This is a genomic window from Niallia sp. FSL R7-0648 (genome assembly GCF_038007005.1).
GTDB lineage: Bacteria > Bacillota > Bacilli > Bacillales > Cytobacillaceae > Niallia > Niallia circulans.
Genome location: NZ_JBBOWE010000001.1, coordinates 3,400,594 through 3,420,047 on the forward strand (window position 1 = coordinate 3,400,594; position 19,454 = coordinate 3,420,047).

The 19,454-nt window shown below is 36.3% G+C and carries 18 protein-coding genes; 4 read left to right on the forward strand and 14 right to left on the reverse strand.

Annotated features, from left to right (window positions below):
• From NSQ89_RS16790 to NSQ89_RS16800, 3 genes are all read right to left on the reverse strand, one after another.
• Complete coding sequence (locus NSQ89_RS16790; RefSeq protein WP_047942321.1) at window positions 1-1,374, reverse strand: aldehyde dehydrogenase; 1,374 nt, start codon at window positions 1,372-1,374, stop codon at window positions 1-3.
• A 145-nt stretch (window positions 1,375-1,519) separates the two neighbouring features.
• A complete protein-coding gene (gene aroD / locus NSQ89_RS16795) occupies window positions 1,520-2,284 on the reverse strand; it encodes a type I 3-dehydroquinate dehydratase (RefSeq protein WP_047942362.1) in 765 nt (254 codons plus the stop codon).
• Window positions 2,285-2,309: 25 nt separating this feature from the next.
• Window positions 2,310-2,840: a shikimate kinase gene (locus NSQ89_RS16800; protein ID WP_047942325.1), complete on the reverse strand. Its 531-nt coding sequence runs from the start codon at window positions 2,838-2,840 to the stop codon at window positions 2,310-2,312.
• Between the two features lie 379 nt (window positions 2,841-3,219).
• Between NSQ89_RS16800 and katA the strand changes: the two genes are divergently transcribed.
• Both katA and NSQ89_RS16810 read left to right on the forward strand, forming a co-directional pair.
• On the forward strand, window positions 3,220-4,674 hold the full coding sequence (gene katA, locus NSQ89_RS16805) for a catalase KatA (protein WP_047942326.1): 1,455 nt from the start codon (window positions 3,220-3,222) through the stop codon (window positions 4,672-4,674).
• 415 nt (window positions 4,675-5,089) lie between these two features.
• Complete coding sequence (locus NSQ89_RS16810; protein ID WP_047942327.1) at window positions 5,090-5,953, forward strand: aldo/keto reductase; 864 nt, start codon at window positions 5,090-5,092, stop codon at window positions 5,951-5,953.
• 155 nt (window positions 5,954-6,108) lie between these two features.
• Here NSQ89_RS16810 and NSQ89_RS16815 read toward each other — a convergent pair whose 3' ends face one another.
• The 9 genes from NSQ89_RS16815 to NSQ89_RS16855 form a co-directional block, all read right to left on the reverse strand.
• Window positions 6,109-6,993 (reverse strand): carbohydrate ABC transporter permease, encoded by an 885-nt coding sequence (locus NSQ89_RS16815; RefSeq protein ID WP_095258638.1) that lies wholly within the window; start codon window positions 6,991-6,993, stop codon window positions 6,109-6,111.
• The gene (locus NSQ89_RS16820; protein ID WP_047942328.1) at window positions 6,983-7,855 is read right to left on the reverse strand and encodes a carbohydrate ABC transporter permease; all 873 of its coding nucleotides are present in this window, start codon (window positions 7,853-7,855) and stop codon (window positions 6,983-6,985) included. Before NSQ89_RS16820 ends, NSQ89_RS16815 begins: the two co-directional genes overlap by 11 nt.
• A gap of 78 nt (window positions 7,856-7,933) precedes the next feature.
• Window positions 7,934-9,247 (reverse strand): ABC transporter substrate-binding protein, encoded by a 1,314-nt coding sequence (locus NSQ89_RS16825; protein WP_053215675.1) that lies wholly within the window; start codon window positions 9,245-9,247, stop codon window positions 7,934-7,936.
• Between the two features lie 37 nt (window positions 9,248-9,284).
• A complete protein-coding gene (locus NSQ89_RS16830) occupies window positions 9,285-10,802 on the reverse strand; it encodes an alpha-glucosidase/alpha-galactosidase (RefSeq protein ID WP_047942329.1) in 1,518 nt (505 codons plus the stop codon).
• 109 nt (window positions 10,803-10,911) lie between these two features.
• Complete coding sequence (locus NSQ89_RS16835) at window positions 10,912-11,790, reverse strand: helix-turn-helix transcriptional regulator (RefSeq protein ID WP_047942330.1); 879 nt, start codon at window positions 11,788-11,790, stop codon at window positions 10,912-10,914.
• A 552-nt stretch (window positions 11,791-12,342) separates the two neighbouring features.
• The gene (locus NSQ89_RS16840) at window positions 12,343-12,468 is read right to left on the reverse strand and encodes a hypothetical protein (protein ID WP_095258636.1); all 126 of its coding nucleotides are present in this window, start codon (window positions 12,466-12,468) and stop codon (window positions 12,343-12,345) included.
• A gap of 93 nt (window positions 12,469-12,561) precedes the next feature.
• On the reverse strand, window positions 12,562-14,994 hold the full coding sequence (locus NSQ89_RS16845; RefSeq protein WP_341132935.1) for a heavy metal translocating P-type ATPase: 2,433 nt from the start codon (window positions 14,992-14,994) through the stop codon (window positions 12,562-12,564).
• A gap of 83 nt (window positions 14,995-15,077) precedes the next feature.
• Window positions 15,078-15,284 carry a copper chaperone CopZ gene (gene copZ / locus NSQ89_RS16850; RefSeq protein WP_047942331.1) on the reverse strand — a complete coding sequence of 69 codons (207 nt, stop codon included), beginning with the start codon at window positions 15,282-15,284 and terminating at the stop codon, window positions 15,078-15,080.
• Window positions 15,285-15,296: 12 nt separating this feature from the next.
• Window positions 15,297-15,623 carry a metal-sensitive transcriptional regulator gene (locus tag NSQ89_RS16855; RefSeq protein WP_047942332.1) on the reverse strand — a complete coding sequence of 109 codons (327 nt, stop codon included), beginning with the start codon at window positions 15,621-15,623 and terminating at the stop codon, window positions 15,297-15,299.
• Between the two features lie 141 nt (window positions 15,624-15,764).
• Here NSQ89_RS16855 and NSQ89_RS16860 point away from each other — a divergent pair, with 141 nt between their 5' ends.
• On the forward strand, window positions 15,765-16,412 hold the full coding sequence (locus NSQ89_RS16860) for a GntR family transcriptional regulator (protein WP_047942333.1): 648 nt from the start codon (window positions 15,765-15,767) through the stop codon (window positions 16,410-16,412).
• Window positions 16,413-16,447: 35 nt separating this feature from the next.
• Here NSQ89_RS16860 and NSQ89_RS16865 read toward each other — a convergent pair whose 3' ends face one another.
• Window positions 16,448-16,897: a MarR family winged helix-turn-helix transcriptional regulator gene (locus tag NSQ89_RS16865; RefSeq protein ID WP_047942334.1), complete on the reverse strand. Its 450-nt coding sequence runs from the start codon at window positions 16,895-16,897 to the stop codon at window positions 16,448-16,450.
• A gap of 154 nt (window positions 16,898-17,051) precedes the next feature.
• Here NSQ89_RS16865 and NSQ89_RS16870 point away from each other — a divergent pair, with 154 nt between their 5' ends.
• Complete coding sequence (locus NSQ89_RS16870) at window positions 17,052-18,512, forward strand: MFS transporter (RefSeq protein WP_047942335.1); 1,461 nt, start codon at window positions 17,052-17,054, stop codon at window positions 18,510-18,512.
• Window positions 18,513-18,573: 61 nt separating this feature from the next.
• Here NSQ89_RS16870 and NSQ89_RS16875 read toward each other — a convergent pair whose 3' ends face one another.
• Complete coding sequence (locus NSQ89_RS16875) at window positions 18,574-19,341, reverse strand: MerR family transcriptional regulator (RefSeq protein ID WP_061799149.1); 768 nt, start codon at window positions 19,339-19,341, stop codon at window positions 18,574-18,576.
• Between the last annotated feature and the right edge of the window lie 113 nt (window positions 19,342-19,454).

The window sequence follows — 19,454 nt, forward strand, 5'->3', positions numbered from 1 at the left end:
TTATTTAAGTACTTTACGAATTATCTTCTCTTTCTTATTCGTGTATGGTGGAAAAAGAAAGGGAAGATCTACTTTAGTACTCTTTCTAAGGATACTTTTTTGATGAGAGAATGTTTTAAAACTGTATTCACCGTGATAAGCTCCCATTCCCGAGGCACCTACACCGCCAAAAGGCAGACTAGGCGGGACAATGTGGGTTAACACATCATTAATACAAACACCTCCTGATGATAGGCAACGAATCACTTTCGCTTCTGTTTCCTTGTTATTTGTAAAAAGGTAGAGTGCTAACGGTTTCTCCAGCTTCCGAATCGATTCCATTGCGTCCTCTAGTTTTGTATAGGTTAAAATAGGCAAAAGCGGTCCAAAGATTTCTTCTTGCATTGTTGCGGAATCCCACGTAGCATCCAGTAGCGTGGGTTCAATAAAACGTGTATCTCGATTGTTCTTCCCGCCAAAAAGGATGGTCTTCCGATCAGCTTCTAGCATTGCAATTAAGCGCTGAAAATGTCGATCACTCACAATTCGGCCAAAATCTTCTTTATCTTCAATCTCTTCTCCAAAATAGTTTCCTAGTGTCTTTTTCATTTCGACAATCAATGGTTCTTTAACTGACTCATGCACCATAATATAATCTGGTGCTACACATGTTTGTCCGGCATTTAACGTTTTTCCCCATATAATACGCTTGGCCGCTACATTTAAATTTGCAGTCTCATCGATAATTACTGGACTTTTCCCACCTAATTCGAGCGTTACTGGTGTTAAGTGCTGAGACGCTGCTTCCATCACAATCTTCCCTACCTTCGTACTGCCTGTAAAGAAAATATAGTCAAAATCAGCGTGTATCAATGCTTGATTTGTTTCTATTCCCCCTTCTATTGCACTAATATAGGCAGGATTAAAGGTATTATTTATCATGTCCGTTACAACAGCTGAAACTGTTGGCACAAGCTCCGAGGGCTTTAAGATCGCACAATTTCCTGCAGCGATGGCCCCAATTAAAGGCTCGATTAATAATTGAAAAGGATAGTTAAATGGACCGATAATAAGAACCGTTCCATATGGCTCATATACAGTTTTCCCCCTTGAAGGAAATAGACTCCATGTACTTTTTGCTTTTTGGGGCTTCATCCATCTCTTCAAGTGTTTCGTTGTATGACGAATACTCTGAAGCACAAAGCCAATTTCAGAGGCATATGATTCAAAAGGATGCTTTCCCAAGTCTTTCTGTAGTGCCTTTATAAGAAGAAGTTCTTTTTCTAAAATAACATTTTTTAATTTTTCCAGCTGCTCTATTCGAAAAGAAAGGGGCAATGTTGCTTGCGTCGAAAAGAATGAATTTGTTTGTTCTAATCTTTGATTTACTTCCATTTTTTATTTACGCTCCCTTAATGGGTATTATTTTAATGATGAGTGTATCAAGTAATTCTTCCTATAAGCAAGTTTAAAAAAACACAGTTGAAAAATAACAATAAGGATTTCGCATAAGAATGAGGTTTCTTACACGAAATCCTTGTTATAAACTTTTATGTAAAACATTTAAAATAGTTCTCAACTCTTCTAATGGAATTTGTCCTGGTGCAGATGCCTTATTTGCTGCAGCAAATGTAATTGCAGACCCAAATACTTCTCCTGCCATCCTGCTCACAGCTCCTTTTCCTCCCATTGACATCGTGACAATCGGTTGATTGGGGGCTTCTTCCTTCATCGTAACAGTCGCATCTAATAATGCTATAACATCCTTAACTGATTTTGGCATGACCGCAATTTTGGGAATATCAGCACCTAGCTGGCGCGCCATTTGTAGGCGCGAAACAATTTCCTCCTTAGATGGTGTTTTGTCAAAATCATGATTAGATACGACAACGGCAATTTGTTTAGAATGGGCCATATTTACAACTTCTTTAATGGCTTCCGTCTCCATGAATAACTCTATGTCTAGTAAATCAATCAGTCCTGTTTCTAACACACTTTTGTTTAACGAGAAATATTCTTGCTCCTCTATTTGTCTTTCGCCCCCCTCTTTTGCTGTACGAAATGTAAATAGTAAAGGCATATTGCCAATTATTTCTCTTACTTGCTGCAGCATTTCTATTACCCTTTTTTTATTATCTATTTCTGTGAAATAATCTGCACGCCATTCAAGGATATCTATCCTCAGCTCCTTTAATGCTGCTGCCTCTTCCCTTAGCTCTTCTTTTGTTCTACCAATAAGAGAAACACAAATTTTCGGGATTCCTTCTCCAATAATGACCTCTCTTACCTTTATGCTTTTACTCACCATTTTCCCCTCCAAGAGCTTACTTTTAAGCCAGATCCAATGAATCTATAATAGCATCAACTGTTTCCTCTACCTTGTTTCCATCGGTTGTGACTTTCAGATGGTGATTCCTATAAATTTCTTTTCTCGTATTAAATAACGCCTTTACTTCATCATCAGTCTTACCTTGCAGTACAGGTCTACTATCAATAATAAACGGGATTCTTTCCTTCCACGCCTTAAAGGACATATCGATATATATAACTATCCCATTTTCTAGACAAGCATTGCGAATATCTTCTTGCAGAAAAGCTCCTCCTCCAAGCGAAATCACTTTTTCCTTCTGTTCCGATAACGCCTTAATCAGCTCTTTTTCCTTTTTCCGAAAAAAGGCTTCTCCATAATGGCTAAAAATTTCTGGAATGGTCATGTTATACTCTTCTTCTATCTGATGATCAACGTCTACAAATTCACGTTGAAGTTTTTTCGCTAATTCTTTTCCAATCGTCGTTTTTCCGACTCCCATAAACCCTATTAAAAAAATACTTTTCTCTTTCACTGATCCATTCTGCAGCATGAAATGAAGCCCCCTATAACTATATCCGGCAAAATCTTTCTTTTCATTATAAGGGAAATTGAGTCTTTATCCTAGCAGATTATTGGAATAAATCTGTTTCTTCTCACATATAATGCAGTGGATAAAAGCTATCTTCTTTTGAAAAAACACGTTTTTCTCCCATCCTATATTCTCATTCATGCGCATACGTTCTCTATTAGTTATTTTTTCAATTTTCTAATCCTATCAAGTATTACGTAGTTTTAATGGTTAAATACATTTATAAATTACTATTTTAGAACTTATTTATAATTATTATAAAATTATATTGATTTTTTAATTATAGATGATATTATAATATACATATGCTAAAGAACTAAATTATGAGGTGATTTTTTATATGTCAAATAATCGATTAACGACTAGCTGGGGAGCACCAGTTGGGGACAACCAAAATTCTATTACTGCTGGCCATCGTGGACCAACATTAATCCAAGATGTACATTTACTTGAAAAATTAGCTCATTTTAATAGAGAACGTGTGCCTGAGCGAGTTGTTCATGCTAAAGGGGCTGGAGCTCATGGATATTTCGAAGTGACAAATGACTTAACGAAATATACAAAAGCTAACTTCTTATCTGAAGTAGGAAAAAGAACTCCAATGTTTATCCGTTTTTCAACCGTTGCAGGGGAGCTAGGTTCTGCAGATACTGTTCGTGATCCACGTGGATTTGCGGTGAAGTTTTATACAGAAGATGGAAATTATGATATCGTTGGTAATAATACACCTGTATTCTTTATTCGTGATGCCATTAAATTTCCTGATTTCATCCATACACAAAAAAGAGATCCAAAAACACATTTAAAAAACCCAACAGCTGTATGGGATTTCTGGTCTCATTCCCCTGAATCTTTACATCAAGTAACTATCCTGATGTCAGATCGTGGTATTCCAGCAACATTACGTCATATGCATGGTTTCGGAAGCCATACTTTTAAATGGGTAAATGAAGAGGGAGAAGGCGTTTGGGTTAAATATCATTTTAAAACAGAACAAGGGATTAAAAACCTGGATGTTAATTTAGCTGCTAAACTTGCTGGAGAGAATCCTGATTATCATACAGAAGATTTATTTAATGCAATAGAAAAAGGAGATTTTCCTGCTTGGACACTATACGTACAAATTATGCCATTAGAGGATGCCGATACGTATCGTTTTGATCCATTCGATGTAACAAAAGTATGGTCACAAAAAGATTATCCGTTAATCGAAGTTGGTCGTATGGTACTTGATCGCAACCCAGAAAACTACTTTGCAGAAGTGGAGCAAGCTACATTCTCTCCTGGAACATTAGTACCTGGTGTAGAAGTTTCACCAGATAAAATGCTACAAGGCCGTCTATTTGCTTACAGTGACGCACATCGCTACCGTGTAGGTGCAAACCATAATGCCCTTCCAATTAACCGTCCACGCAATGAAGTAAATAACTATCAACGTGATGGGCAAATGCGCTTTGATGGTAATGGCGGCGGTTCTGTTTATTATGAGCCAAATAGCTTTAGTGGTCCAAAAGAAACACCTGAAAACAAAACAACGCCATTTGCAGTATCTGGAGTAGCCGAAAGTGTAGCATATGATCATAATGATCACTACACACAAGCAGGAGATTTATACCGTCTAATGACCACAGAAGAACGCGAAAGATTAGTCGCAAACATTGTTGGCGCAATGAAACCTGTAGCATTAGAAGAAATCAAGCTTCGTCAAATCGGTCACTTCTACAAAGCAGATCCTGAATACGGCACAAAAGTTGCTGAAGGCTTAGGTCTAAGTGTTCCCGAAACAGTAAAATAATAATAATTGGCGAAAAACCCTCTTTTCTGAGGGTTTTTCTTTTCTATTTGGAGGAGGTTGTAATACTATAATATAAGGATTACAGCCTGTTGTTTGTTGGTACAGTACCCCTTTTAAGTGAAACTCAAACTAATTTTATGATAATTTGTAGTCACTTATTTTTAAGGGATTATTTTCATTGCGTCATTTGCCTAGATGCTTGCTGTTTTTAGCAAATTACTTGCGGGTTTCGGCATTTTTTTGCGGTTATTTATCTTTTCCTTGCGACTTTTCGCTTTTTACTTGCGACTCCGAACCTATTACATACGGCTCCCCCCCTTCGTACAATCCATGCATTTCATCTCAATTATTTGATAATCCCTCAAGAAAGCGCTACTCTTAGAATAGGAAAACTATATTCTAACGAGGTGAAAAGATGGAATTATCAATCAATTCAACAAAAAAACTAAGCAATGGCGTAGAAATTCCTTATTTAGGTTTTGGTGTTTTCTTAGTAAATGATCCAAAAGAATGTGAAGAAAGTGTCCTTGCAGCCATAAAAAATGGTTATCGCTCCATTGATACCGCTACAAGATATGAAAACGAAGAATTTGTAGGCACTGCGATAAAAGCTGCTGGTGTCCCTCGTGAAGAATTGTTTATCACTACAAAAGTGTGGGTAACAGATTTTGGTTATGAAGAAACAAAGAAGGCATTTCATGAATCTTTAAAGAAGCTTCAGTTAGATTATTTAGATCTTTATCTTATTCACTGGGCTGCACCTAGATTTGAAGAAACATGGAGAGCAATGGAAGATCTTTATGAAGAGGGGTTAATCCGCGCAATTGGTGTATGCAACTTCCAAATCCACCATTTAGAAAAATTAGCGGAAACAGCGAGAATCACTCCTATGCTAAATCAAGTTGAAACACATCCTCTTTTCCAACAGGTGGAACTAAGAAATTACTTAGCACAACATAATATTGCCCATGAAGCGTGGGCACCGCTTGGACAAGGTAAGAATGGATTATTCGATTTACCAGCTTTAACGGAGATTGCTAAAAAACACAATAAAACAGTTGCCCAAGTAATTCTAAGATGGCATTTAGAACGTGATACCATCATTATTCCTAAATCAGTTCATGAACATCGCATTATGGAAAATGCTGATTTATTTGGTTTTGCACTTGATTCAGAGGATATAAAAACCATTACTTCCCTCGATACAAACGAACGAAGCTTTGGGAATCCTGATGATATCGAACGGTTTAAAGCGATGCAGGAAGCTGCTTCAAAATAATGTTCCTATATTTAGTCTATTATTGAGTGGCAGGAGGCGTATAACCTCCTACCACTCCACCAAACACAATATAGTTCTGTGCATTTATCAGGAAAAGATTTTGCAGGAGCTTAAGATATATTAAAACAAACAATCAAATTATTAACCTCATATACTTATCCCTTCATGCCTGTTATGGATATTCCTTCAATTATATGACGCTGTGCAATAATATACACAATTAATACTGGAATAATAGATATAACTGTACCTGCCATCATTAACGACCAGTCAGCTGTATATAGCCCTTTAAAAGAATTTAATAATAAAGGTACAGTAAAGTTCTCAGGAGAATTCAGATATATCAAAGGATCAAGAAAGTTATTCCAAGATTGCATAAAAGTAAAGATACCAATGGCAGCTAAAGCAGGTCGAATTAATGGTAATATGATATTCCAATATATTCGAACATATCCTGCCCCGTCCATTATAGCTGCTTCTTCTAACTCTTTTGGAATCCCCATAACAAATTGTCTTAATAAAAATACTGCAAAAGCATTAAATAGTGCTCCTGGTACAATTAATGTTAAATGAGTATCTAACCAACCTAATTTATCCATTACCAAATATAAAGGAATCATTGTAACCTGCTTTGGTATCATCATCGTAGCCAGAAATAAAATAAAAAGAAGATTGGCACCTTTAAAATTAATTTTTGCAAAGGCATAAGCTGCCATTGAAGCAGTGAATAATGTAAAGCCCACGATAATAACAGTAATATAAAAGCTATTAAAGTACGCTAAATTAAAGGGCATTGCCTGTAAAGAATCAAGAAAATTACTCCAAACAAAAGGATCAGGAATCCATTTTGGCGGAATAACAAATATTTGGGACATATCCTTTAAGGAGCTAAGGATCGTCCAAACAAACGGGAAGATCATTACTAGTGCCCCAATTCCCAATATAAAATGCAGAACTAATTTTGGGATAAATGTTCGTCTCTTACGTGCTTTTTGGATGTCAAATTTAGTATCAGTATTTAATACATATTTATTCTCCATAAAACACCCACCTTTTTTGAAATTTAAATTGGATAAGTGTAAAGATTAAAATAATAACGAATAATATCATGGAAGCAGCGGCACTCTTTCCCATCGTAAAATCAACAAATGCCTGATCATAAATGTGGAAGACAATGGTATAACTTGCTTTTGCAGGTCCACCATTTGTCATAACAAATGCTTGGTCAAATACTTGGAAGGAAGAAATGATGGTCATGATTGTTACAAAAAAGGTAGTTGGTGTTAGTAATGGTAACGTTATGTGCCTAAATTTCTGAATAGCATTTGCCCCATCCATTTCTGCAGCTTCATAATAGCTCCTTGATATGCCTTGTAGTCCTGCCAAGAAAATTACCATGTTATATCCAAGCCCCCACCATATACTTAATAATGCAATGGAAGGTATTACCCACTTAGTATCAGTTAACCAATGAGGTCCAGTTATCCCAATATAGGATAACAATTCATTTAAAATACCGAAATCTCCATTTAGAATCCACATAAATATTACCCCTACAGAAACTGAACTTGTTACTACAGGCATAAAGAAAAAGACACGGTAGATTGCTTTACCTTTTACTTTATTAAGGGCAACAGCTAAAATTAGCGCTAACGCAATTCCAATAGGTACAACTAAAAACATATAATAGATTGTATTAACCATTGCCTTCCAAAAATCAGGGTTATTTATTTGATTAATATAATTAGATATTCCAATAAAGCTGCTACTCCCAAATCCACTCCAGTCTGTAAAGCTTAAATAAAAGGCATAGATTAATGGAACTAACGAAAAAAACAGCAACCCTAATAGCTGAGGACTAATAAAAAGAAAACCCCATAAATTCGCATTTTTTCTAGCCAACTGCCCCACACCCCTTTAGGAAAATATACCAAGAAGGTTTATCTTCTTGGTATATTCTCTCTTTTTAGAAAGATAGAATTATTTATCCACATACTGATTAATTATCTTAATTACCTTATCAATAGTAGTATCAGCGTCTTCTTTACCAAGGAACATTAAGTCAATTGTCTCCGATATTTCAGTCGTTAATCCTGCAAATTGGGCATCACGCGCAAAGTTAGAACCATGTGTAAAACCATTATTCCGCCCATCAAATAAATACTCCATATGTTTTTCACTACTACCTTCTAGTGCATTTTCATCTGCGGAAGGGAGAGATGGGAGTGCATTTCCGTCTTTTCCAGTTCTTGCTTCTTGCCCTTCTTTCCCAACATAATAAGACACAAATTTCATCGCTTCTTCCAAATGCTCACTTTTCTTATTTACTGACATATAGGCTACTGGTACACTTACCATTTCTTGTTTTTCTTTAGTGTTACTCGGAAAATAGATATAATCATAATCTAAACTAGGATTTTGATCGAATTGGGGAGTAAACCAGCGACCGCCTGCTACCATACCTACTTGATTAGACATAAACATGGCGTCAACCCCTTGACCTTGTGGTAGCGAACCTGCATATACTGCATTTCCATTGGAAACTAAATCATGTAAAAAATGAAAGGTTTCCTTCGCTTTCTCATTTTCTGGTAATACAAAATTACCTTCTTCATCAAAGATTCTTCCTCCATTTGACCAAATCCAGCTATACCAATGCCCCTGCCAGTTTTCCATAATTAATCCTTCTTTTCCTGATTCCTTAATCTTACTAGTAACCTCAATAAATGTATCCCAGTTCCAATTGCCCTCTTCATAATATTCTTGTGGCGTTTTTAGACCAGCCTCTTTAAAAATGGTCTTATTATAATAGATAACCATCGGGTTTGCATCTGGAGCAACTCCATAGGTAATTCCTTCTTGTCTTGCTGGACCAAATAATCCTTCAGGAAACTCCTTTAAGTTCACATAACTTGCTTCACTATTAAAAAAATCATCCAATGGTTGTACCACATCTGCCTCTATCATTTGCGGCATAGTTGGCTCATGTGCATAAAACACATCTGGTCCCTTACTTCCTTGTAAAGAAGTCATTAGCTTTTGATCATACTGATCACTTGAAACCGGAACTAGTTTCACCCTAATATTAGGGTTTTCATCCATAAACCCATCAATTGCTTTCTGATAAACTTTTAATTCTGCAGGGTTTCCCCATGCTTGCATCGTTAATTGAATTGTTTTTCCATTTCCTGAACTGGTTTTACCACTGGAAGTACTATTACTGCTGCAACCGATTACAATAAACATAACTAAAAGTATCCATATCCCACTTTTAATTGGATTACTAATTTTCATCTAGTTACCTCCCAACTTATAGTTATCTTTAACTAAACTATAACTCCTTTATCTGCTTACTAACTGGGCGTTCTTTTGCTTTATCTGCTTCCCCTGCATTTTTATTTGCAGCTTCCCTGTCTTTCTCCATTTCTTCAATTGTTTTTACTTTTAATCTTGCTGCTCCACGATATTCTTTTGTCGGTAGAAGGTTCCCAGATTTCAGTCTAATTTTCGCTTCTGCTATTGCTTCTGCATATTGAGGGAGCCATTCTGCTTGAGCAACTAATAATTCATCAACCATCTGCCATATTTCTTTCGGATTACAAACCGCACCAACAAGTGGATCCATCATCATCGCTTGACGTAATAATTGATCATCACCTCTCACTGCAGCTTCCACTGCCAATCGTTGTACAGAAATACTCACATTACATACTGCTGCACATCCGAGTGGTAATTCTCCAACTAGAGGCATATTAATACCATTTCTATCTACATAGCCTGGTGCTTCAATAATAGCGTCATCTGGAAGGTTTGAAATTACTCCATTGTTAACCATATTAAAGTGACCTCGATATACTCTCCCTGTTTCAAGCCCTTCTAAAATATAGGAACCATGCTCTTCACTCCTATTCTCTTGCTTATATTCAAGAGCAGGATCCTTTAACCAATTAGGAAAATCAGTTTTAAACCAAGTACGCCCTTCTGTACAAACCCTTAAATACCCTCCAGTTTCTCCGTTAATCCATGACCCTAAATCAATCCATTCCCTTATTTCTTCTGGTCTTTTTCGATACCATGGAACATACTCACTGAGATGCCCATTGGACTCTGTACTGTAATAACCGAATCTGCGTAGCATGTCAATCCTTACTTTTTCTGTTTGGCTGTATTCTGGATGATTTTCAAAAGCAGTCAATAATTTACTAGTTTGATCCTGTCCCTTATAGCCAACCTTGATATACCAAGTTTGATGATTAATACCAGCACAAATAATATCAAGGTCATTTTTGTCTTTTCCTAATACATTAGCGATTTGTCTATGCCCGCCTTGTACGCCATGACATAAGCCAATAGTTCGGATACCGCCATATTTGTTACAAGCCCATGTTATCATTGCCATCGGATTTGCATAGTTTAATAGAAGACAATCCTCTTCTGCCACCTCTTTAATATCTTTGCAAATTTCTAACATTTCAGCTATTCCTCGTTGACCATACATAATTCCACCAGCACTTAACGTATCACCAACGCATTGATCTATTCCGTATTTCAAAGGTATCTCAATATCTTTTTGAAATGCAGACAGTCCTCCAATACGAACCACATTAAAAATATACTTTGCACCCAACAACGCTTCTCTGCGATTAGTAGTAGAATGAATAGTGATTTTCAAACCATTTTCATTAATGTCACGTTGGCATAGTTGCGTTACCATAGCCAAATTATCTTGATTTATGTCAGTAAAAGATACTTCCATGTTTCTAAACTCTGGTACAGAGAGTAAATCTCTTAATAGACCTCTCGTAAACCCAATGCTTCCAGCGCCTATAAATGTAACTTTAAATGCCATTTTAACCCTCCTTTTCGTTATATTTATGTTACCATCGGAAAAATGTAAACGCTTTAAATAATCTCATCTCTTCTTTAGATTTTTGTGTACTATTCTAACCTGTTAAAATTTAGTCTATGATCCCCTTCTTTCTTAGGGCTGAAGGAGTTATACCAATGTGCTTTTTAAATACCTTGCTAAAATATTGACTACTATTCATCCCAATAAAACTAGCAACTTTCGTAATCGGTATATCTGTTTGTGTAATAAGCATTTTCGCTTTCTCTATTCTAATCTTGGTTAAGTATTCAATGATGGTACATCCCATTGACTCCTTAAAAATTCGATGGATATAATTAGGGTGAAGATGAGTAATCGCAGATAGATGCTCTATTCTTATATCATAATCATAATTCTCATGAAGATATTCAATTACCTTTTTTAAATATAGATTCGATAGCTGTGTGGATTCATTTTTAGCTTGAACTACATTTCTTGCAATAAGTAATAATAACTGGGTAAAAAGTATATGAACCATTAAATAATTGTCGCTTGTATCATTCATCTGACTGTCTAACTCCAACACTAGATTTCTTAATGAGTGAAAAACACCGTTTCTATCTTTCAAAAAATGATAGGCCTCTTTCATTACTAGTAATTCTTGTAATTCTTTGCTTTCTTCTGCAAGCTCATTAATAGGAGGAAATGTACGATTCATTTCAGTTAATGCAAATTCCAAATTCAACATTCTACAAGGCTTATTTTTTTCAACAATCAAACGGTGGGGTACTTCACTATCAATAAAAATAAATTGATGCTTTTTCATTTGAAAATCTTGCCTTTCTACCTCCACCCGGCATTCACCAGATATAACATACATAATTTCCATAGAAGAATGCGTATGATTGGCCATATAAAATCCATCCCACTCTTTGAAGTAATAAGCAGTAACCTTAGGATGGTAACCTTTACTGCTACTAATTTGATATAAACTACCTGAGTTTATCATTATGTATTCCTCCCTCATTATTTTTTAAATAAAGAAGACAGACAGTTACCTTTTGAAGCTGTTTTTCTATGCTTATTAATTCTTTTAAATTTAAATCGCTAATTATTTCTGGAAAATTTTAAATTTTCCCTTTATCCTTATTTTTATCCTAACTTAAAAAAGGGTTAGAAAATAGAAAAGGCGGATATTTTTCTGTAGCGAAAAAAGAAAAGGCGAATCGCAAGCTAATTGTGAATAAAAATGGGAAGAACCAAAAAAGGTATACTGAAACGAAGCTTTCAGAAGAGGAAACAGCTAAGATTTACCATCAATCTAAGATTGATGAGAAGCCAGTTTTTAGATTCACAAACGCTATAGGCTTTTGAGAAATCCAGAGTTAAAAATAAAACTGGTTTAAGCATTAATAATCGCTGTGGGAAAATATTCCATTAATTAGGTGAAATTTTGCTAAAATTCCTTAAAGCAAGTAAAAAAAGTGAAATCACACCCGGCGACTTCACTTTTTTTTACTTAAAGAGACTTGTGTTCCAACCTCTTTATTTTAATCAAATTTTATTGCTTCTTATTTGTTGAAGTCCACTGGTTATCTGTTGCTGTTTTATGCTGCTTTTTACTTGTAACTTCTGTATTAGCAGTTGCCCATTGGTTATTTACTTCAGACTTTTTCTGCTTCGCCATTATTCATTACCTCCCGCTAGAAATAATTACGTACTATTCTAGTATGAGATAAAGTGGCAAAGATTATGAAGCAAACAGAAAATTGTTTTGCTCTTATAGTTTTAAACGCTGCAAGCGAAGAGCATTTAGTACAACAGATACGGAACTAAAAGCCATTGCAGCACCAGCCAGCCATGGTGCAAGCAAACCAATTGCCGCAATTGGTATACCAAGCGTATTGTAGCCAAAAGCCCAGAATAAGTTTTGTTTAATATTTGTTATCGTTTTTCTACTGATTAAGATACTGTCTGCAATTGCTTGTAAATCTCCACGGATAAGTGTAATATCAGCTGCCTCCATGGCAATATCTGTTCCTGTTCCAATCGCCATCCCGATATCCGCTAATGCTAGTGCAGGAGCATCATTGATTCCATCTCCAACCATTGCCACTTTTTTTCCTTGTTGCTGTAGTTTTTTCACTGCTTCTGCTTTTCCATCTGGCAATACCTCTGCAATGATATGGTCAATTCCTGCTTGTCGTCCGATGGCTTCCGCTGTTTGCTGGTTATCTCCTGTAATCATCATGACATCAATGTTCATCTGTTTTAATCGTTTAATGGCATTTTTAGAAGTTTGTTTAATTGTATCGGCTACAGCCAGCAGTCCAGCATATTTGCCATTAACACTTACAAGCATCGCTGTTTTCCCTTGGGATTCCAGGTCTTTCATAATCGGAAGAATTTTCCCGACATTTATCCGGTAACGATCCATTAATCGTCGTGTTCCGACTAAGAGTTCACGGCCATCCACATTTGCACGAATTCCTAAACCTGGGATTGCTTCAAAGTCAGCAGTTTCTCGCAGAACAATCCCTCGCTCTGTAATTCCTTTGACTATCGCCTCTGCAAGAGGATGTTCGGATTTGCTTTCCGCCGCTCCCACTAAAGAAAGTAATTCTTCTTCTTGCCATTCCGTTACTATATCTGTTAAGATTGGCTTTCCATTTGTTACAGTTCCTGTCTTATCTAATAAAATCGTATCAATTTTATGGGTCATTTCTAGGTGTTCTCCACCTTTAAATAATATTCCATATTCTGCAGCTCTTCCTGATCCAGCCATAATAGATGTCGGTGTCGCAAGCCCTAATGCACAAGGACAAGCAATAACTAAAACAGCGATCAGCTTTTCGAGACTTTCCGCAAAATCACCAGGTGTAATGATAAAATACCAGAAAAGAAAAGTAATCAGCGCAAGACTCACAACAATGGGCACAAAAATACCAGAAATATGATCGGCCAAACGCTGAATGGGCGCTTTCGAACCTTGTGCTTCTTCGACCACTTTAATGATTTGTGCCAGTGCGGTTTCTTTGCCAACCTTTGTTGCTTTTATTTTTAAAAAGCCATTTTTATTTATGGTGGCCCCTATAACAGTGTCCCCAGCCTGTTTATCAACTGGAATGCTCTCCCCCGTTAACATGGATTCATCAATGGCAGACTGTCCTTCGATAATTTCTCCATCAACAGGAATTTTTTCACCTGGTTTTACAAGCAGTATCTCACCAGCCACAACTTCTTCAAGCGGTATTTCCATTTGTTCTCCGTGGCGAATAACAACCGCTGTTTTTGCTTGAAGCCCCATTAATTTTTTTATCGCCTCAGAGGATCTTCCTTTTGCTTTGGTTTCAAATAATTTACCTAATAGAATTAAGGTAATCAAGATTGCACTTGTTTCAAAATAAAGCCCTGCAGGGTGGCCAGAATGTCCCAATGCTTCAAAGGATAAATAAACGCTATAAAAATAGGCAGCGGAAGTTCCTAACGCAACTAGAACATCCATATTAGCGCTCTTATTTTTCAATGCTTTATATGCCCCTACATAAAACTGCTTCCCGACAAAAAATTGAATAGGAGTTGCCAATGCCATCTGAACCCATGGATTCATCAATAAATCTGGGACATATAGAAAAGAAGTAAAGGAAAAGTGGCCCACCATTGTCCATAAAAGAGGCAGTGATAAAATCATCGAGAAGATAAATTTGCGTTTTTGTCTCTTAAATTCTGCTTCTTTTTGATTGATGGATGCTTGTTTGGATTCTTTCTTCGTTGCCCCATAACCAAGCTTTGTTACTTTACTAATTAGTTCCTCAGGTACCACAGTTGCTGGATTATATTCTATCGTCGCATTTTCTAAAGCCAGATTAACGGTTGCTTTATTCACCCCAGCCATTTTATTAAGTCCTTTTTCAATTCTTGTTGCACATGCTGCGCAGGTCATTCCTGAGATGTCTAATTCAATTTTTTCCGTAACAATTCCATAACCTAACCCTTCCACTTTTTCTTTAATCTTGCTTGGAGAGAGTTCATCCACCCTATATTTAACTGTCGCTTGTTCCAGCGCCAAATTTACAGTAGCATTCTCTACACCTTGCATTTTATTTAATCCTTTTTCAATACGAGTTGCACAAGCAGCACAAGTCATTCCCGTAATTTCAAAGGTTTGTTCTTTTACTTGCTCTTTCCTTTTCATAACACTTTGTTCCGCCATATCACAAAACTCCTTATACCTATATAGGGTATATTTTATTGAAAATAAAAATGTGCAAAAAAACAGCACATTTCCTCTTTAAATTACTTCACATCATAACCTTGCTCATCAATTGTTTCCTTAATCATGTCTAGAGTTACTTCATTTGCATTGTATGAAACATCAACTAATCCTTCTTTTAAATGAACTTTGACAGCAGAAACTCCATTAAGCTCTCCTACGCTTCCTTCTACCGCTTTCACACAATGATTACAAGACATGCCCTCTACTGTTAATGTTACATTTTCCATTTAAAACACTCCTTATTTTTTCATTAATTTCTGAATAGTTGTTAAAACCTCGTCGACTACTTCCATGTCGCCTTCTTGGATACGTTCAACAACACAGTTTTTTAAATGTCCTTCTAATAAAATCTTTGCTACACTATTTAAAGCAGATTGAGTCGCAGAAATTTGTGTAATAACATCATCACAATACGTATCTTTTTCGATTAACCCTTTTATGCCTCTGATCTGGCCTTCAATCCGATTTAGCCTAGTAACTAAGTTTTGCTTTACTTTATCTGAATGATGACTTTTTCGGTCACTCGTTAAATGGCAATTATCTATTCCTTGTTCCTTCTTCTCCAATAAGTCTCCCCCCTTCTTCCATATTCCACCTTATATTTATATCATACCCCCGTATCGTATAAATGTAAACAATAAAGTATGACAAAATAGTGAAAAATACTCTTTTTCCCTAATATAACCAAATTATGATATATTATTGCTATGAAAAATATTAGGCATATTCCTCGTCAATCATTAAGAGATCAAGTATACGAACAGTTAAAATCAGCAATCATTCATCTTGAATTAACACCAGGGGAAAGAATTAACGATAAGGCACTGGCTGAACAATTTGGTGTAAGCAGAACCCCTGTACGAGAAGCAATCAAAAAATTGGAGGATGAAGGATTAATTGTAACTTCTCCAGGTTCAGAAACCATTGTCAGTCTAATAGAAGTAGACCAAGCAATGCATGCCTTAACAGTCGTTGCCGCGCTCCATGCATTAGCAGCTAAATTAGCTTCTATTACTTTGTCTTCTACCGATGTCGAAAAAATGAAGGCCATTAATAACGAATTTGGTGAAGCACTCAAATCTGAGGATAAGTATAAAGCAATTCAAAAAGATGACCAATTTCATGCCGTTATTTTAGAAGCATCTCAAAACCCAGAAATAGTTATCGCTCTAGAACGACTTCTCCCTAAAATTCGGCGTTTAGAATTATTAAAATTTAATACTATTGATGGGAAAAAGTCGATCAAACAGCATCACGAGATTATTACATGTATTGAAAAGGGAAACAAATCCCTGCTTCCAACCTTAATCGAGAATAATTGGCTAAGCTTGGTCGAATATTTAGCAGAAAAATGAAAGTAGGAGGGGAATTTTTTATTCCCCTCCTACTTTCATTTTTCCTTCTCTACCGTCACCATATTACTCATTAATTCTGGATAAATCTTAAATAGTAAGGAAAGTAATTGCTGCTCCTCTTCTTCCGTTAGATTTTTCGTCATCTCTTTATTTAATCTTTCTAGCACTTTTTGTATTTCTGGAAAAATGTTCAATGCTTTTGTAGTTGGATATAAATTATAGGCACGCCGATCGTTATCATCTGTATGCCTAACAATATATCCCACGCTTTCTAGATGTTTTACCGCTCTAGCTGTTGTTGCTTTATCAAATTTTAAAACAAAGGAAAGTTCGTCTTGATTAATTCCTGGTTTCGCAATAATTGTTTTCAAAAAAGCTTGCTGCCCACCATTTCCTAATTTATAAGGTTTTAATTCCTTGGAAAGGAATTTCTGATTCTGCCTGTGAATCATCGATACAATCCTTCCAATTGGTATATCGCTCATTATGTTCCTCCCCCCCTCGGATAGTTTCGCTTCGGAAAGCGAACACTAAAATCACTGATTGTAGCATACAAAATAATAGTTGCCTGCGCAACTAACTTATTTTAAAATAAAGCAATAATAGTTGCTCATGCAACTAAATAAATGAGGTGATTATTTGCATACTTCTGTAACTGAAAATAAAAACGAAGGTCATCAGCGCCGATGGCTCATTTTTATTGTTTTAAATATATTCACATTTATGGGGACGCTCGATGCGAGTATTGTCAATATTGCGCTTCCGACTATATCTAAACAATTAAGTCTTGCTTTTGCTAACTCTCAATGGATTGTGATTAGTTATTTACTAACCATTTGTACCGTTATCCTTTTTTTCGGAAAACTGGGAGACATATTTGGGAAAATCAAAGTTTTTAAATGGGGATCTGTTCTGTTTATTATTGGTTCTTTTCTTTGTGGCTTGAGTGGTTCGCTTGCTTTTTTAGTCTTTTCTCGAATTATCCAAGCAATTGGTTCAGCTATGACGATGGCAAATAGCCAAGGGATTGTGACAGAAATTTTTCCAGTTAAAGAAAGAGGAAAAGCCCTAGGACTTATTGGTACCTTTGTCTCTCTAGGAAGTATTACTGGACCAAGCTTAGGAGGAATTATTATTTCAAGTTTAGGATGGGAATACATATTCTGGATTAACCTCCCCATTGGCGTTATTGCTATATCACTAGCATGGAAGACCCTGCCTAAGGATATAACACTAACTAAGACAAAAATCGATGTAGCAGGAAGTTTATTATTCAGCATTGCGATTATTCTCCTTATCGGCGGCTTACTGCTTGGTCAGCAATATGGCTACAACAACTGGATGATTATTGCTTCTATCCTAATCGGTTTGATTACATTCATCAGTTTTGTCATGGTGGAATATCGAAGAGAAAGCCCAATGTTAGAGCTCTCGATTTTTAAAAATCCACTTTTTTCTATTAGTATTTTTTGTGCATTTATCGTTTTTATTGCGAACTTCTGCTTTAATATCCTATCACCATTTTACACACAGGACATTCTTGGGATGTCTGCATTACATTCAGGATATATTCTGATGCTCTTTCCGATTACGATGGCCATTGTGGCTCCAATAAGCGGCTCGTTATCGGACAAAATTAGCGGTCAGGCCATTACTTTTGCTGGATTATTAGTAATGATTGCTGCTCAAATTGGACTAACATTCCTTCATGAAGGAAGTTCTATAACTCACCTTGCCTTGTGGATTATTATGCTTGGTGCGAGTTCGGGTCTCTTCCAATCCCCTAACAATTCGCTAATTATGTCAACCGTAGAGCGAAAGCAGTTAGGAATAGCTGGAAGCATTAATTCACTTGTTCGAAACTTAGGAATGGTTGTTGGTATTTCTCTTGCTACAAGCATCTTATTCTCTGTGATGAGCATGAAAGCAGGATACCGAGTAACTGCCCTGATTCCTGGTAGACCTGATATTTTTCTAAGCGGTATGCATGTCGTATTTCTTGTATCCAGCAGCCTTTGTTTCATTGGTTTGCTTCTCACCGGCTGGAGATATGCTGCATCGCACAAAGCGGATGAAAAAAAAGTTCGAAACGCTTCTTAATCGATAACTTGTTAAGAAAGCTCCTTGATTTTCATCAAGGAGCTTTTTCATTAACTAGCTATTAATCAGAATCCATACCGGTATAAATTAAAATAGCTTCGCGTAAAAACGCTGTCGTCCCTACTTGCACCTTATCATAATATGCCGTAAATCGTTCATCAGCAATATACATATCAGCAAGTCCTGCATGTGCCTCTTTCTTGTATTCTGGCCAATTGAAGGTTAGCCATTGGCGATGTAAATCAGCAGCATTCTGAGCAGCTTTCCCAGCAGGATTACCTTCTTTTAGCGCTTCTTTAAGAGTGGAAAAAAGCTTATTTTCTATCTCTATCATATTGCGGTAATCCTCTTCAGACATATTCATTAGTTTCGCATTAGATTGGTCGATAATTTTTTCGCCATACTTTTCTCGCAGTTCTTTCCCATACTTTGCTTCATTATCAGAAATCAGCTTATTCTTAAAGCCCTCGAACTTTTCTTTATCAGACATTGTCATACTCCCTTCTAATGTTTTCATCGTTTTCTCAACATTTTCAATCAATTGTATTAACTGTTTATGCTTTGCCAGAAGTTTTTCGTGATGCTCCTTTAACGCTTCTTTGACGTCAAAAGAAGGAGAAGCCATCATTTTTTTTATTGTTTCTAATGGAACATCTAATTCGCGGTAAAAAAGAATTTGCTGTAACCTATCTACTTCATTTGGTCCATAAATCCGATATCCTGATGAATTGATTCTCGCCGGCTTGAGAAGATCAATTTCATCATAATAGCGTAATGTTCGTGTGCTTACTCCAGCTAACTTTCCTAATGACTGTACGGTATATTCCATCTTTTCATCTCCTGACTATTCCATCATAAAAGATTAACGTAACGTTAATGCAAATTGTTTTTTTCATACTTGAACAAAAAAGCAGTTATCACATCGAAGGATAACTACTTTTT